This window comes from Thermococcus eurythermalis (assembly GCF_000769655.1).
GTDB lineage: Archaea > Methanobacteriota_B > Thermococci > Thermococcales > Thermococcaceae > Thermococcus > Thermococcus eurythermalis.
The window spans coordinates 1,844,745-1,858,644 of the sequence record NZ_CP008887.1; the positions used below are offsets into that span (position 1 = coordinate 1,844,745).

Sequence of the window (13,900 nt, forward strand, 5' to 3'; positions counted from 1 at the left end):
GGAAGAATCAGCGGAGAATCTCCTCGGCAATTCTCTGGGCAATCTCCTTGAGTGCCTTACTCGCCGGGCTGTCGGGGAAGGCCTCCACCACGGGCCTGAGCATTGACATGCTCTTTGGAATCGCCCTGTCGTAGGGTATCTCTCCCAGTATTGGAATCCCCTCGCTTTCGGCCCACTCCCTGAGCGCGGTAAAGCCTGGGTTCAGGTCGGATTTGTTGATAATGAGGTAAGCCGGCTGTCTGAAGTGCTGGACGACCTTGTAGGCGCGCTGGACGTCGCTGAGGGAAGCGGGTGTCGGCTCGGCAATCAGTATCGTCAGGTCGGCCCCACCTATGCTCGCTATTACCTGACAGCCGATTCCAGCCGCTGAATCAACAATCATGTGCTCAAGGCCAAGCTCGTCCATCAGCTTCTTCGCCCACTCCTTCTCTTCGGTTACGAGCTTCCCGCTCTCCGGTCTGCCGACGTCGAGCTGGGCCGAAATAATCGGAAAGCCGTACTTCGTGGTTCCCTTCCTGATGACTCCCGAACGGGCCTCCTCCAGGGTTATGGTTCCTGGGACGGGACAGACAAGGCCGCAGACGTTGCAACCCTCGCAGGTGAGCTCGTTGACGACGTAGTTGCCGTCCTCGTCGATGTAAATGCACTCATAGGGACAGCGCTCGTAGCAGATGCCACAGCGGACGCAGCTCTCCGGGTTTATCCTCGCAATCTTCGCACCTATGTGCTCGCGCTCTTCCTCCCACTCCTCAACACCAAGGAGGAGACCGAGGTTCGGTGCCTCTGCATCGGCATCAACAGCTATGAGCTTATACCTGTCCTTCAGGAAGTAGAGGAGCGAGGCAGTAATCGTGCTCTTTCCAACGCCACCCTTACCGCTCGCAATCGCAACCTGCATCACTCACCACCCCCGAGGAAGTCGGCAACCTTCTCAGCCAGCTCGCGGAAGATTTTCGACTCCGGGACGTCTTCCAGCACCACTGGCCTTCCAGAGACGTAGCTTTTCACTATGTTCTCGCTGTACGGGATTTCGGCAACTATCTCTGCGCCGTACTTCTCGGCCCTCTCTCTGACTTTCTCGACGTCTCCGAGGTCTGCCCTGTTGACAACGACCCACGTCTTGAGGTTCATCAGTCTTCCGAGCTGGAGGATAAGCTCAGTGTCGTGAATTCCAAGCGGGGTCGGCTCGGTAACAGCGATAAGGAGTTTTGAGCCTTCTATTGCCTTTGAGACCGTATTACCGGTTCCGGCAGCTGTATCAACCATCAAGAGGTCGTAGTCCAGGTTCCTCGCGCGCCTCTTGGCCTCGACAACGAGGGGCATCGAGCGCTCCTCACCCTCCCTGAGCTTTCCGGTGACGAGGGTGAAACCGTAGGGCGTCTCGGTTACGTAGGTGTGGCCGACAACACGGAAGGCCTCCTGAATGGCCCCTGGAACGGGACAGACTATCTCACAGGCCCTGCAACCAGAGCAGAGGTTGGGCATTAGGAACGGTGTCCCGTCCCTCAGCGTGACTATCGCGTGCTCCTCGCAGACCTCGGCGCACTTCCTGCACTTGGTGCACTTGGAGTAGTCAAACTTTGGCATGAACTGGTTGACTGGTTCCTCGCTGGCCAGCTCAACACCCAAAAGCAGGTGGTCGTTTGGTGCTTCCACGTCCAGATCAGCTAAAACCAGCTTGAAGCGCCTCGCAAGCTCGACCGCGAGGTTAATTGCGACCGTTGACTTTCCAGTTCCTCCTTTCCCACCGCTCACGGCTATCTGCAAGCTCTCACCTCCGAGAATTAGGCTAACCTAAAAGCTTTTAAGCTTTGTGCATACGCTCACAACGGTGATGCTCATGAGGTGCCTTAAGGTCGCGTTCGGAATGGAAGACGATGAGAGGCTGATAGACGCGCACTACGGTGATTCAGAGTTCTTCGCAATCTACGAAGTCTGCGAGGACGGGAGTGTAAAGCTCCTCGAAAAGAGACCTAACAAAGCCAGGGACTTTGAGGAGCACGACGAAGGTCATGGTGACCCTAGGAAGTTCAAGGCCGTTGTGAGCCAGCTCCTCGACGTTGATGTTTTGGCGGCATTCAGAATGGGGCCGAACTTCCTGCGCATAAGGGACAAGACCAACAAGGTGGCCTTCTTCACGAGGACGAGGGACTTAAAGCTCGCCCTCCAGAGGGTCATTGAAAACTTCGACGACCTGTGGGAGCAGGTGCAGGCTAAGAAGGCCGAGAAGCCGCCGATAGAGGAGTGAGTTATGAGGTTCCTTGGGATAGTGCCCAAGGTCTTCCTTTTCGCCTTTCCTTATGCCCTCCTCGCGTTCTACCTGAACTCCCTCTATGGTGTTTGGAATCCAAGGTTGCATTTTTCTTTTGCAAGCCTCGCCCTTTAGGGCTGGGATGCAATAAACGACCCAACGAGCAATCAAACAAGAAAGCAAAAAGTATTTAAGCCATAATGCATACCATACATTAAGGGGTTCACAATGAAGCCAGAAATACCAATACTTTCAAGAACGAGACACGCAAAACACTACTTAGCCTATCACTTTGTATGGATTCCAAAATACAGGAGAGACATTCTCGTCGGAAAAGTTGCCGAGAGGCTCAAACAAATGCTCAAGGAGTATGCCGAGGAAATTAATTGTGAGGTTATCGCCATCGAAGTAATGTCCGACCACGTGCACGTTTTTCTCAGGGCAAAGCCAAACCTTTCACCAGCCAAAATAATTAACCACTTAAAAGGTAAAACCGCCAGAAAACTCCTCCAAGAATTCCCCGAATTGAGGGCAAAAACGACCAACGGTCGCTTATGGTCACGCTCCTACTTTGTAGCCTCCGTTGGTTATGTAACCAACGAGATTGTTAAGCACTATGTTGAAACCCAATGGGAGCGTGAGTTAAAACGAAAAGGACAGTAACAATAAAACTCCACCCCTCAAAAGAACAAGCGAAAATCCTCCACCAGTTAGCCGATTCAGGAGCCAAAGCCTGGAACCGAGTAAACTACTTGAGGCGACAACAATACTTCAAAGACCAAATCGTGGACTTTAACAGAACCGAGAAAACCGTTTATGGGGAGTTTAAACGGGAAATCGGTTCAGCAACCGTCCAGCAAATAGCGAGGAAAAACGCCGAAGCTTGGCGGAGTTTCTTCTCCCTCCTCCGAAAAAAGCGGAATGGTGAACTTCCCTCTTGGCTTAAGCCCAAACCACCAAACTATCTCAAAGAAGGCTGGCAGAGAAAACCCTTAATCGTCCTGAGAAACGACCAGTACAAGATTGAAGGGAACAAACTAATCCTCAAGGGTCTTGGCAAGTTTAAACGCCTCGAAGTCCAGTTTAAGGGAAGAATTCACCTGAAGGGCAAGCAGGGGCGGTTAGAAATCACTTACGACCCCGTTAGGAGAAAATGGTATGCTCACGTGAGCTTTACAGTCGAGGAAAAACTCGAAGACGAAAAATGGGTAAGAGTTCCAAGAACTCCAAAGGGAAGCCTCTCGGCGGGCATAGACTTGGGAGTGAACAATCTCATGGCCGTCTATGTCGAGAATGGAGAAAGCTTTCTGGTCAATGGAAGACCGCCTAAAAGCATTGACTTCTACTGGAGGAAGAAGATTGCTGACTACCAGTCAAAACTCAATAAATCGGGAGCCAAGACGAGTAGGAAACTCAGGAGAATGCACGAAAAGGCTAAGCTTCAGGCTAAACACTACATCAACACTGCCGTAAGAGGAACGGTTAGGAAGCTCTACGAGTTGGAGTTAATAGAATCGTCGTTGGTTATCCAAAGGGCATGGCTCGGAATTCTGACAAGGGTAAAAGGCAGAACTTCCTCCTCTCTCACGTTTGGAGGTTTAATTACGTTATTAAACGCTTGATTGAAGTTGCGGAAGAGTATGGTGTTCGGGTTTTGGTCGTGAATGAAGCTTTCACGTCTAAGGTTTGCCCTGTTTGCGGGAGGCCCCACGAGGGGGCTCGCTTTGTCAGGGGTTTGTTTAAGTGTCCCGCAACGGGGCTTGTTTTTAATGCAGACTTAGTTGGAGCGTTTAACATTTTGAGGAAGGTTGTGAGGACCATAACCCCGAACTTGGGCGGTTTGTACGCCCAAGGGAGGAGTAACTGGCCGAAGGCCCGGCCAGAGGGGCTGAAAAGCCCATTTAAAGTGGGCTTTGGGGAGGCCCCTCAAACCTCCCTGCCGTTGGCGAGGGGTTAATTCGTTGGAACCCTCGCCCTTCAGGGCGGGGAGGAGGTCAGTGGATTGCCGTAATGAAATTTATAGGTGAGGAAGAGAAAGCCCTTGAGGAGATGTTCGGCGATGAGTGGGGAGAATACGCAAAAAGGACGCCCAGGTTCCTACCGGGGCTTTGAACTCCTGCCCGTTCATCTCTACGTTCTGACCCACCTGAAGAAAGCCGGGGTGGACTACGCCAAGATGATGGCTAAGATGGGCGGTTTGCCCCTTGAGCTTATAGAAGACGCTATAAACGACCTTCTTGAGCTCAGACTGATTGAGCGCGATTCGGGGAGCGCGATAAAGAGGAGCAGGGCGCGCTTCAAAAAGGCCTTTGAGGTCCACAAGCACCACACCTACTACCGCCTCTCCCGCGAAGGTGAGCTCTTCGTCCGTTCGATTGATGAGAGGTGGCTTAAGCGATATTTCGACGGCCTCTTCCCAAACGGGTGGAAGGCCATCCAAGCGCTCGCCGAAAGCAAAGACCTAAACGAAGCGGGTAGAAGGGTGAGTATTGACGGTGAGACCCTCGAAGGGCTGAAGATCCTCCGCTTCGTAACTGAGAAAGGGAGAAAAACGGAGTTCTTCAGGCGATTGTGGGAGTTTCTTCGTGGTTAGAGTTTGATGATGCTCTCCGCCTTCAATTCCACGAATCTCTCAGGATATTTTCCCGAATGTAGGCATTTGTCCCATTGTCTGAGCAGGGAGAGGAGCTATGAATTCAGATATATGGGCAACCTATTAAGAGGTTCCTCTTATTTCTCCACAACAAAGCATCACTAGAAGGGTTTTAAACTTCTCCTGTCGAACACACACCGGGGAAGGAAAGTGATGGAAGTAACGTACCGCATTATCGGGGTCATCCACAGCCCCTTCAAGGAGCCAAAGGGCGTTCCAATACAGCCCTCTGCCGCCAGAGGAGTTAGAGGAACCGTGGAGCTCTTCCCGGAGTACTCGCCGGGATTGAAGGACATCGAAGGGTTCTCGCACATCATACTGATATACCACCTCCACCTCGCGAAGCCCGGAAAGCTCCTCGTCAGGCCGTACATGGACGATGAGGAGCATGGAGTCTTCGCCACCCGCGCACCGAGCAGGCCAAACCCAATAGGCCTCTCGATAGTGAGGCTCATCAGTGTTGAGGGAAACGTGCTCCACATCGAGGACGTTGACATCGTTGACGGGACGCCTCTGCTCGACATAAAGCCATACGTGCCGGAGTTTGACATCAGAACCGTCGAGAGAACGGGCTGGCTGGAGAGAAACGTTCACAAGCTCTCGGAGACCAGAGACGACGGCAGGTTCGTAAAGGAAGAGGGATAAAGGAGTTTCACTGAATTGCCAACAACACAAATCATGGCACCTCAACCACGTACTTCCTGTTCCCCCTCTCGAAGCCCCTGAATGAGCCGAGCTTCAGGCCGAGCAGGGCCTTTTGAAAGTTGACCACCTTCATGGCCGCGAGATGAGTAACGCGCGTGCCCTTGAGGAACTCTGGCAGAAGCTGTCCGGTCGGCCCGGTCAGGACGAAGAGCTTCGCCCTCTTTGCCCTGTCAATGAGCATATCAATAGTTCCGTTGACAAGGCAGGTTGCACTCGCTATGACCGCGTCCATCTCCGGGAGCAGGTAGTACTCAAGGGCGTCGCTGTAAGTATCTTTATCCCAGAGCTTAGGATTCCGCTCGAAGACGTATAACTCATAGCCCCTCTCGCGCAGGGCCTTGGCCAGCGGGGGCATGTTGCCGACCAGTGCGACATTTCCGGCATCTTCCGGGAGGAGCTCAAGCACATCGACCCACTCCGCGCCGCTGAGGTCTATGTGGTACTGCGAGACCGCGTTTATTGCCGCAAGGCCCAACGTGCGCTCGATGACGTTGAGGCTGTCGGCTTTTTTGATGAAGGCCTCAAGCGAGGGCTCACTTATTGAGTTCGTGTAGCGCTGAACCTCTTCTGGCAGGGTCATTGCCACGCCGAGTGCCTTTCCCTTCTCGCCTTCAACAAGAACCCACGTGTAAGGGAGGGCAAAGCCGAAGTCAACCAGCTCAAGCCCATCAGTAAGTTCCAAGGCTTTTTTCTTTATTTTCCCAAGTAGCATTCAATCACCCCCAACTCTAATCTCCACGAGGCCATCTATCCCGAGTTCAGGGATTTCAAAAGCTGTGCCGTTGAAACGGAGCGTAAAACTTCCAGAGAGGAGCTTATCCAGCGAATACTCGGCCGTCTCGTTCTCAAAGACAAGGTAGGCCTTCTTAGCCTCAGGCCAGGGATTCGCAAGCCTTATGGCCCACGAGAGCGGAACGCTTGAGATGTTCCCGTTGGCAACTGCCTCCGGCGAGTGATAGAGCCCAAGGGTTCTGCCCGTGAGCCAGAGCTCGTTCTCAACGTCGCCGTAGATGTGGAGTGAGGCGCCCTTCACAAACTCAAGCACAGTTACGTTCGGAAGCCAGTGACATTTGCACCCATAGTTCAGAGGCATGACGAGCCGCGGCGAACCGTTGAAGGGCTCCCCATCGCGGTAGAGGGCGAGTACGGCGCTCGCGTTGCCGGGTATACTGACTATTTCCCCATCCCTGTTGATGACGTTCACAACTCTTCCGGAGCCGAGCTCACCGAGGGGAACACCTTTCCAGCCCACGGAGCGCCCGAGGGCGAAGTCCGGTATCTTGAGTTCCTTCATGGGCATCTTCTCCAGATTAGCAACCGTGTAGGCCCTGACGCCATCACCGATTACGTAGATGGTCTGCACTCCCGCATTCTCCGCACCGTGCTGGAAAGAGAGGCAGGCGCAGGCGATGACCGCGAGGAGCAGGGGAACAAACCGTCTCATAACCGTGCCTCCGACCGGTCCTTAATAACACTTCTCGTTAATAATTCCGTTTTCCGTAAAACGCTCCTATTTACCTTGGGAAAGACTACAATCCTGTCCCCAACTCCGCCAACTGCAACAGGGAGCCCATACAGTTCTGAGAGGTTTTCGGATGTCATCACAATCTTGGGGTCACCTGAGGCCATTAGAGAACCGTCCTTCAGGAGAAAGACCACGTCGCAGAATGCAAAGGCTTGATTCGGGTCGTGGAGGGAAATCAGAACGAGCTTCTTCCTTCCAAGCTCCCTTATGGCCGAGAGAACAAGGTACTGGTTCCTGAAGTCCAGGAAGGAAGTCGGCTCGTCGAAGAGGAACAGCCTTCCATCCTGGGCAATTGACCTGGCTATCATCGCGAGCCTCTTCTGGCCGCCGCTTAGCTCGATGAAGGGTCTCTCGGCGAGATTCTCAATTCCGAGGGCCTTCAGTGCCTCAAGCGCCTTCTTCTCGTCCTCCGTTGTTGGACCGGTCACAGGGCTCACGTAGGGGTTTCTGCCCATCAGAACGACCTCAAAGACGGTATAGGGGAAGTTCACGGAGAACTCCTGGGGCGAGTATGAGACCAGTCTCGCGCGCTCCCGCTCGGGCAGCTCAAGCAGGTCAGTATCGTCGAGTATCACCCTCCCCCGTGGCCGCAGGATTCCGGCGATGCACTTCATCAGCGTGCTCTTTCCGGCACCGTTCGGCCCAAGAAGGCAACCCACCCCAGATTTGAGCTCAAGGGAAACCCCCTTCAAGACGTCCTTTCCACCATAGGAGACGCTCAGTCCCTCAACCCTTAACATGCCACCGCCTCCTCGCGAGTATGAGCACGAGCACCGGCGCGCCGATGAGCGACGTCACAACACCTAGAGGAAGCTCAAAGGTCGCAACACTCCTCGCAATGTCGTCGCAGAGGAGAAGAAGTGATGCCCCCACGAGGGCCGATGTGGGAACGAGAACCCTGTTATCATGCCCAACAAGGAGCCTCGCTATGTGGGGGCTCACCAGCCCGACCCAGCCTATCATTCCCGCCATGGCCGTTGAAGCCGAGATTCCGAGGGCTGAGAGCGCTATAAAAAGGGCCCGGTAAAACCGGACGTTTAAGCCCAGGGACTTTGCCTCCTCCTCGCTCAGGCTCATAACGTTGAGAGGCCAGCGGAGGAACAGTACGCCGGTTATGCTGACGACAATCGGGGCGAGCATCAACTTTATGCTCTCCCAGCGGAGGCCGGCAAAGCTCCCGAGGAGCCAGAAGACTATCGTCGGGAGCTTATCATACGGGTCCGCCAGGTACTTAGCGAAGCCGACGAGGGCGGAGAAGAAGGCGGAAACGGCTATCCCGGCGAGGATTAGGCTCAAAAGGCCATCTCCTATGAACCTCGACAGCTTCCACACGATGACGACGGCGATTAGGCCAAAGACAAACGCGGAGAGCTGGATTGCGTAGGGGCTTTGGGCCAGGAGTATCGCGATGACTGCCCCAAAAGCGGAACCGCTTGTGACCCCCAAGAGGTTCGGGCCCGCGAGGGGATTTCGGAAGACGTTCTGAAACGTCAATCCGGCGAGGGAGAGGCAGGCGCCGACGAGGGCCGAGGCCAGAATCCTTGGCAGGCGGATCTCAAGCAGTATCGTCCTATCAAGCGGGCTCAGGGTAAACGGCGAGAAGTATAACCTGCCGACGAAAGGTGAAACAAGGAAAACCAAAAGGAAAAGCCAAACCGCTTTTTTCACGGCATATCACCTACTATATTTACATCGCTAGGATTTATCCCGTACCATCTTTCATAGAACTCGTCAGCCTTTGCCTTGACGTCGAGGTCGCTGAAAAGCTCCGGGTGGAGAACCTTGGCGAGCCAGTAGAGGCCCAGAACCCATTTGGGGGCGGGGTAATCCCAGCTCTCGCCGTCGTTGGGCATGGCATAGACTTTGCCTTCTTTCACTGCCTTTATCTGGCTCCAGGCGGGGTCGCTCAGGAGTTCCCTCTTGATTTCTGGGGCCGGCTTCTTGGGGGAGTAGCTCACGACTATTATAACGTCCGGGTTCCACTTCGCGACCTGCTCAACGTTGATGGTGTTCCATCCTCCCGGCAGGTCTTTTGAGACGCTGTCCCCACCGGCCATCTCTATCATTCTGTTCTGGAAGTACTCCTTTCCGGGCGCTTTGAAAGCCTTGTCCTTCATGCTATATTGAATTAGGAGAACCCTTGGCCTCCCGCTTGCCTTTGAGGTTCTGTTGGTTACAAAGGCAACGGCCTCCCTGTAGTAGGAGACGGCTTCCTTGGCTTTTTCCTCCTTTCCGAGAACATCTCCTACGATTTCGAGGCTCTTAAGGTATGAGTCCATAGTCTCAAGGTTGAGTGCTATTACCGGAATGCCGAGCCCTTCAAGGGCCTTGTTTATATTCTCGTCGCCCCAGTATGCGGTCAGAACGACGTCCGGGTTGAGCCCCTTTACAGTCTCGATATTGGCGCTCTTTGGACTGCCAACGAATACCATCCTGCTCTTGACGTCCGGGTCTATCAGGGCTATAAACTGGTCGTTTATCGCCAGAGGGGTGCTCCCAACGATTTTCTTCCCGTCCTCGACGCCCAGGAAGTAGACCATCTGGGTGGCCAGACCGTAGAGCGAGACCATCCTGTTCACAGGTTGCTTGACCTTAACCGTTCGGTTCCGGAAGTCCTTGACGATGACGTAGCCTGCGTCCCCTTCCGTTTCCCCGGAGGAAGACTTCCTAACGACGTCAATCTCAACGACGGCCTTGACCCAGCGGTTTCCAGGGGTGATGAGCGTCTCGTTACCGACCAGAGCCAGCTTGAGTGTGTAAGTTTTCCCGTCCAGCGCGAACTCTATCGGTGTTCCATTAAACTCATAGGCCAGGATTGGGACCATGGAGCCGTTGGTCGGATTTCCCGCTTCATCATAAAGCGGTACGCCCTTACCCAGAAGGAAATCGTAGTCAACCGTCAGGGTATAACCGTCAGCCGCCTTTATGATGTAGTTATGGCCCTCTGAGAGCCAGCCGAACTTTTTGAGAAGGTCAACGAGAGCTACTCCTTTGTAGACACCGACGTTCTTTATTGAGCCCTTCTTCGTTCTCAGCCCACCCCTTCCGGCAACCTGTGGGAACTCCCTGAGGTTCTCGAACGTCAACGACTTTTTGGTTCCATCGGGACCAACGAGGGTCAAAACTACCTCCTTTGAGGAGGCTGAGAGCGATACGGAAGCCGTGGTATAGGAAGTATTCGAAGTTTTAGATGTTGAAGTCTCCGAGCTTATACACCCTCCCGAGAGTACACTCAATATTAGAACCGAGATTATGAACAGGGAAGCAACTTTCCTCATCTGAATCCCTCCGACGAGTCCACATACGCGGAATATTTAACATTTTAGGCAAACAAAAGAGTTTACGTTAAATGGTGTTATTTACTAAAGAGACCTCAATGTCCACGCCAAAGCACAAAAAAGATGGTGCGGGGGATTCTTACCTGCCTAATCTAAAGTTTAATCAGATGAATACTCCTTCACGGCCTTTATCACCACAAAGCTCCCCTCACCGTAGCCCGGCTTGACGGGCTCAACTTCTTTAATTTCGTCGAGCCTGTGGAAGAGAGTCTGGACTATCTCGAATTTCCTGAAGCCGACCTTCTTGAGCAGTTCCAGAAGTTCCTCCGTGGAGAAGAACCTCGCCTCGCGGTAGAAAACGCTTTTCTCTTTGTTTCGCTCGTATTCCTGCCCTATCGGACTGTTCCTGTCAACAAAGCCTATTATGAGCGCTCCACCAGGTTTCAGAACGCGGTAGGCCTCGCGTAAAGCCTTTTCAGGGTCGTCAACGAAGCATATTGTAGTAACCATTAGGAGGTAGTCGAGGCTTTCATCGGAGAAAGGAAGGCTTTCGGCAACCCCCTCGATGACTTCTATGCCCCTCCTTCTGGCTATCTCCGCCATGGCCTTCGAAGGCTCGACGCCGAGCTTTATCCCGAGCGGTTCCGCGAAGCGGCCGGTTCCAACGCCAATCTCCGCCCCATTTCCTTCTTTCGGCAGAAGCTTCCTAACAGCCTCAAGCTCGGAGAGGTAAGCGTATCCGTGCCTCTCAAACCAGGCCTCATACCTTCCCGTGAACTTCTCAAAGGGTTCCGTTTTTGGCATCCCGTACACCCCCCGATATATGGGAGAATGGGCTCAAAAACCTTATACGCTTTTAGACCAACCTAATCCCGGTGGTGATATGATAGCATTCGGCCCGGTTCCCTCAAGAAGACTCGGAAAGAGCCTTGGAGTGAATAACATTCCAGATAAGGTCTGCACCTACGCCTGCGTTTACTGCCAGATTGGGAGAACTTTGAGGATGGAAATCGAGAGGAGGGCCTTCTACGACCCGAAGCTGATATTCAGGGAAGTCTCCGAGAAAGTCAACGAAGCCCTGGAGAGGGGAGAGAAAATCGATTACATAACCTTCGTCCCCGACGGGGAGCCAACGCTCGATGCCAACCTTGGAAGGGAGATAGACCTTCTCAGAAGGCTCGGGATAAAGCTCGCCACCCTCACAAACGCTTCCTTAATCTGGCGTGAGGACGTTAGGGAAGACCTTCTCAAGCTGGACTTCGTCTCGCTGAAGGTGGACGCCGTCAGCGAGGCCCTCTGGAGAAAAATTGACAGGCCCCACAAGAGCCTGAGCCTGGAGAGAATCCTTGAGGGGATGCTTGAGTTCAGGAAGGAGTTCGGAGGAAAACTCGTGACCGAGACCATGCTGATAGACAACGTGGACTACGGCGATGAGTTTGAGCGGATAGCAGAATTTTTAAAGGAGCTAAAGCCGGACACGGCCTACATAGCCGTCCCCACCAGGCCCCCGGCCGAGCCATGGGTGAGGCCCGCGAGAGAGGAAGTCATCAACAGGGCGTTTCAGGCCTTCAGCAAAGCTCTCGGCGAAGACCGCGTGGAGTACCTCATAGGCTACGAGGGGAACGCGTTCGCATTCACCGGAAACGTGGAGGAGGATTTACTCAGCATCACCGCCGTCCATCCCATGAGGGAAGACGCCGTGAGAGAGTTCCTACGGAAGGCGAACGCCGACTGGAGCATCATCGAAAAGCTGATTCGGGAAAACAAGCTCATAGAGCTGGAATATGAAGGGAAGAAGTTTTACATGAGGCGGTTGAAGAGCAGAGAAACACGGTGAGGCACCAACCTCCCAATGTTAGGGCAACCGAAAACTTTAAATGCTGTGCATATGCACAAAATAATAGAGAAGAAGTGAGGTGGTGGATATGAGGATCGCGATACCAACCAACGGTGGAGGGAGGAACGACACCGTAGCCCCTGTCTTTGCCCGCGCTACGGCGTTCTACATAGCGGACGTTGACGAGAACGGAAACATCATCAGTGAAAAGGTCATCCAGAATGGTGCCGCCATGGCCGGCGGAGGGGCCGGCCCAATGGCCGTTCAGACCCTCATCAACGAGGGCGTCGAAGCAATAGTGGCACCACAGGTCGGCCCGAACGCCCTCGGCGCAATCCAAGCGGCCGGAATAAAGCTCTACCAGGTCGCCCCGGGAACCCCGGTAGAGGAGGCCATAAAGGCAGTGGTCAGCGGAAGCGCCGGCCAGTTCACGGCTCCAGCGGCACCTGCCCCGGCGACACCGACGGCACCGACCCCCGCTTATGGGCCTTATCCAGCAACACCCGCGTACCCAGCTTACCCAGCCTACGGCTTCGGCCCCGGTTGGGGTAGAGGCTGGGGCCGCGGCTGGGGAAGAGGCCGCGGATGGGGCCGTGGATGGGGCAGAGGTGGCAGAGGCTGGGGTGCAAGGCTCGGTTACTGCCCCTGGACAGGCCAGCCCAGCAGAAGGGCTCTCCGCTGGCTCTACGGCTGGTGGTGAAGCCTTTTCTTTTTCTCTTATGAGCGCAAGCTTTGAGACCGCACGGAGGAAAGGAAAATGCCAAGAGGTATGGGAAGAGGAATGGGAAGGGGCTACGGCAGGGGGAGATACGGATTCTACCCATTCAGCCCCTTTGGCAGTGCTTACGGTATAATTGACCTGTTACTCCTGCTTGGAATCCTGTACTTCCTGTTCAAGCTCTTCCTCGTGGCGCTTCCATACGCCCTGGGGCTGGCAATACTCCTGCTCCTCAGGTCTTTCCTGGGGCGCCGCTTCTGGGGATGGGGACGGCTGTTTTGAGCTTATGCAAACTTTTTTAAGTTCGGTTTTCCTAATTCATCTGGAGGTGACGTGGATGAGGATTATAGTCTCAACTGTAACTGGAGGACTCGACGACAGGGTGAACCCGGCGTTTGGTAGAACGCCCACTTTTACCATAGTTGACGTCGAGAACGGCGAGATAGTAAACGTTCAGGTCGTCCAGAACCCCGGCTACAGCCAGCCGAGGGGAGCTGGAGTCACAGCGGCCCAGTTCGTCATAGATCAGGGAGCCGATGCCGTAATAGCCGGCCAGTTCGGGCCGAACTCCTACGGCGTCCTCCAGGCGGCAGGGGTAAGGATGTACTCCGCCCCACCAACCATGACCGTTAGGGAAGCCGTTGAGGCCCTCCTCCGCGGTGAGCTCCAGCCCGGAATCCAGGGAGGAGCGGGAATGGGCCCCGGTGGCGGCATGGGAATGGGACGCGGTATGGGCAGGGGTATGGGAAGAGGCGGAGGAATGGGAAGAGGTCGCGGTATGGGTCGCGGAATGGGCGGCGGATACGGCAGGGGTTCCTGGTGAACCTCCCTTTTATTCTTCACCTGTTGAAACCCGCTGACCTCCTTCCTGCTCTGAAGGGCGAGGCTAAAGAAAGAAAAATGTTAAGAATCGCTTATCTTTTTACCGATACA

General features: G+C 54.2%; 17 protein-coding genes and 1 pseudogene. 10 read left to right on the top strand and 8 right to left on the bottom strand.

What is annotated here, in order from left to right:
• Window positions 1-7: 7 nt before the first annotated feature.
• Together TEU_RS09905 and TEU_RS09910 are read right to left on the bottom strand one after the other, a co-directional pair.
• Entirely contained in the window at window positions 8-898 is an 891-nt protein-coding gene (locus TEU_RS09905) for a nucleotide-binding protein (RefSeq protein WP_050003629.1), read from the bottom strand.
• Window positions 898-1,767 (bottom strand): P-loop NTPase, encoded by an 870-nt coding sequence (locus tag TEU_RS09910; RefSeq protein WP_050003630.1) that lies wholly within the window; start codon window positions 1,765-1,767, stop codon window positions 898-900. The genes TEU_RS09905 and TEU_RS09910 overlap by 1 nt, the downstream gene beginning before the upstream one ends.
• Window positions 1,768-1,840: 73 nt before the next feature.
• On the opposite strand from TEU_RS09910, the gene TEU_RS09915 reads away from it, so the two are divergent.
• From TEU_RS09915 to tsaA, 6 genes and pseudogenes are all read left to right on the top strand, one after another.
• Entirely contained in the window at window positions 1,841-2,248 is a 408-nt protein-coding gene (locus TEU_RS09915; protein WP_050003631.1) for a NifB/NifX family molybdenum-iron cluster-binding protein, read from the top strand.
• A gap of 3 nt (window positions 2,249-2,251) precedes the next feature.
• Window positions 2,252-2,386, top strand: a complete 135-nt coding sequence (locus TEU_RS12010) for a hypothetical protein (RefSeq protein ID WP_265100826.1) — start codon at window positions 2,252-2,254, stop codon at window positions 2,384-2,386.
• A 93-nt stretch (window positions 2,387-2,479) separates the two neighbouring features.
• Entirely contained in the window at window positions 2,480-2,914 is a 435-nt protein-coding gene (gene tnpA / locus TEU_RS09920) for an IS200/IS605 family transposase (RefSeq protein ID WP_050003632.1), read from the top strand.
• A gap of 35 nt (window positions 2,915-2,949) precedes the next feature.
• Window positions 2,950-4,208: pseudogene (locus TEU_RS09925) on the top strand (RNA-guided endonuclease InsQ/TnpB family protein).
• Between the two features lie 102 nt (window positions 4,209-4,310).
• Entirely contained in the window at window positions 4,311-4,844 is a 534-nt protein-coding gene (locus TEU_RS09930) for a DUF2250 domain-containing protein (RefSeq protein WP_050003633.1), read from the top strand.
• 213 nt (window positions 4,845-5,057) lie between these two features.
• Complete coding sequence (gene tsaA, locus TEU_RS09935; RefSeq protein ID WP_050003634.1) at window positions 5,058-5,549, top strand: tRNA (N6-threonylcarbamoyladenosine(37)-N6)-methyltransferase TrmO; 492 nt, start codon at window positions 5,058-5,060, stop codon at window positions 5,547-5,549.
• 31 nt (window positions 5,550-5,580) lie between these two features.
• Here tsaA and TEU_RS09940 read toward each other — a convergent pair whose 3' ends face one another.
• The 6 genes from TEU_RS09940 to TEU_RS09965 all read right to left on the bottom strand — a co-directional run bounded on the left by TEU_RS09940 (window position 5,581) and on the right by TEU_RS09965 (window position 11,216).
• Window positions 5,581-6,321: a Rossmann-like domain-containing protein gene (locus tag TEU_RS09940; protein WP_050003635.1), complete on the bottom strand. Its 741-nt coding sequence runs from the start codon at window positions 6,319-6,321 to the stop codon at window positions 5,581-5,583.
• Complete coding sequence (locus TEU_RS09945; protein WP_050003636.1) at window positions 6,322-7,053, bottom strand: hypothetical protein; 732 nt, start codon at window positions 7,051-7,053, stop codon at window positions 6,322-6,324. It lies immediately after the preceding gene.
• A complete protein-coding gene (locus tag TEU_RS09950; protein ID WP_050003637.1) occupies window positions 7,050-7,874 on the bottom strand; it encodes an ABC transporter ATP-binding protein in 825 nt (274 codons plus the stop codon). Before TEU_RS09950 ends, TEU_RS09945 begins: the two co-directional genes overlap by 4 nt.
• Entirely contained in the window at window positions 7,861-8,802 is a 942-nt protein-coding gene (locus TEU_RS09955; RefSeq protein ID WP_050003638.1) for a FecCD family ABC transporter permease, read from the bottom strand. The genes TEU_RS09950 and TEU_RS09955 overlap by 14 nt, the downstream gene beginning before the upstream one ends.
• A complete protein-coding gene (locus tag TEU_RS09960; protein ID WP_050003639.1) occupies window positions 8,799-10,412 on the bottom strand; it encodes an ABC transporter substrate-binding protein in 1,614 nt (537 codons plus the stop codon). Before TEU_RS09960 ends, TEU_RS09955 begins: the two co-directional genes overlap by 4 nt.
• Window positions 10,413-10,571: 159 nt before the next feature.
• Window positions 10,572-11,216 (bottom strand): class I SAM-dependent methyltransferase, encoded by a 645-nt coding sequence (locus TEU_RS09965; RefSeq protein ID WP_050003640.1) that lies wholly within the window; start codon window positions 11,214-11,216, stop codon window positions 10,572-10,574.
• Window positions 11,217-11,295: 79 nt separating this feature from the next.
• Here TEU_RS09965 and TEU_RS09970 point away from each other — a divergent pair, with 79 nt between their 5' ends.
• The 4 genes from TEU_RS09970 to TEU_RS09985 all read left to right on the top strand — a co-directional run bounded on the left by TEU_RS09970 (window position 11,296) and on the right by TEU_RS09985 (window position 13,790).
• Window positions 11,296-12,249 carry a radical SAM protein gene (locus TEU_RS09970; protein ID WP_050003641.1) on the top strand — a complete coding sequence of 318 codons (954 nt, stop codon included), beginning with the start codon at window positions 11,296-11,298 and terminating at the stop codon, window positions 12,247-12,249.
• Between the two features lie 88 nt (window positions 12,250-12,337).
• The gene (locus TEU_RS09975) at window positions 12,338-12,949 is read left to right on the top strand and encodes a NifB/NifX family molybdenum-iron cluster-binding protein (RefSeq protein ID WP_050003642.1); all 612 of its coding nucleotides are present in this window, start codon (window positions 12,338-12,340) and stop codon (window positions 12,947-12,949) included.
• A 57-nt stretch (window positions 12,950-13,006) separates the two neighbouring features.
• Window positions 13,007-13,249: a hypothetical protein gene (locus tag TEU_RS09980; RefSeq protein ID WP_050003643.1), complete on the top strand. Its 243-nt coding sequence runs from the start codon at window positions 13,007-13,009 to the stop codon at window positions 13,247-13,249.
• A 55-nt stretch (window positions 13,250-13,304) separates the two neighbouring features.
• Window positions 13,305-13,790: a NifB/NifX family molybdenum-iron cluster-binding protein gene (locus TEU_RS09985; RefSeq protein WP_050003644.1), complete on the top strand. Its 486-nt coding sequence runs from the start codon at window positions 13,305-13,307 to the stop codon at window positions 13,788-13,790.
• Window positions 13,791-13,900 lie beyond the last annotated feature (110 nt).

Bases quoted from the DNA above. Each gene is read 5' to 3' on its own strand.
- TEU_RS09905 (WP_050003629.1), bottom strand. From the start codon at position 898: ATGCAGGTTGCGATTGCGAGCGGTAAGGGTGGCGTTGGAAAGAGCACG.
- TEU_RS09915 (WP_050003631.1), top strand. From the start codon at position 1,841: ATGAGGTGCCTTAAGGTCGCGTTCGGAATGGAAGACGATGAGAGGCTG.
- TEU_RS12010 (WP_265100826.1), top strand. From the start codon at position 2,252: ATGAGGTTCCTTGGGATAGTGCCCAAGGTCTTCCTTTTCGCCTTTCCT.
- tnpA (WP_050003632.1), top strand. From the start codon at position 2,480: ATGAAGCCAGAAATACCAATACTTTCAAGAACGAGACACGCAAAACAC.
- TEU_RS09930 (WP_050003633.1), top strand. From the start codon at position 4,311: ATGAGTGGGGAGAATACGCAAAAAGGACGCCCAGGTTCCTACCGGGGC.
- tsaA (WP_050003634.1), top strand. From the start codon at position 5,058: ATGGAAGTAACGTACCGCATTATCGGGGTCATCCACAGCCCCTTCAAG.
- TEU_RS09940 (WP_050003635.1), bottom strand. From the start codon at position 6,321: ATGCTACTTGGGAAAATAAAGAAAAAAGCCTTGGAACTTACTGATGGG.
- TEU_RS09945 (WP_050003636.1), bottom strand. From the start codon at position 7,053: ATGAGACGGTTTGTTCCCCTGCTCCTCGCGGTCATCGCCTGCGCCTGC.
- TEU_RS09950 (WP_050003637.1), bottom strand. From the start codon at position 7,874: ATGTTAAGGGTTGAGGGACTGAGCGTCTCCTATGGTGGAAAGGACGTC.
- TEU_RS09960 (WP_050003639.1), bottom strand. From the start codon at position 10,412: ATGAGGAAAGTTGCTTCCCTGTTCATAATCTCGGTTCTAATATTGAGT.
- TEU_RS09965 (WP_050003640.1), bottom strand. From the start codon at position 11,216: ATGCCAAAAACGGAACCCTTTGAGAAGTTCACGGGAAGGTATGAGGCC.
- TEU_RS09970 (WP_050003641.1), top strand. From the start codon at position 11,296: ATGATAGCATTCGGCCCGGTTCCCTCAAGAAGACTCGGAAAGAGCCTT.
- TEU_RS09975 (WP_050003642.1), top strand. From the start codon at position 12,338: ATGAGGATCGCGATACCAACCAACGGTGGAGGGAGGAACGACACCGTA.
- TEU_RS09980 (WP_050003643.1), top strand. From the start codon at position 13,007: ATGCCAAGAGGTATGGGAAGAGGAATGGGAAGGGGCTACGGCAGGGGG.
- TEU_RS09985 (WP_050003644.1), top strand. From the start codon at position 13,305: ATGAGGATTATAGTCTCAACTGTAACTGGAGGACTCGACGACAGGGTG.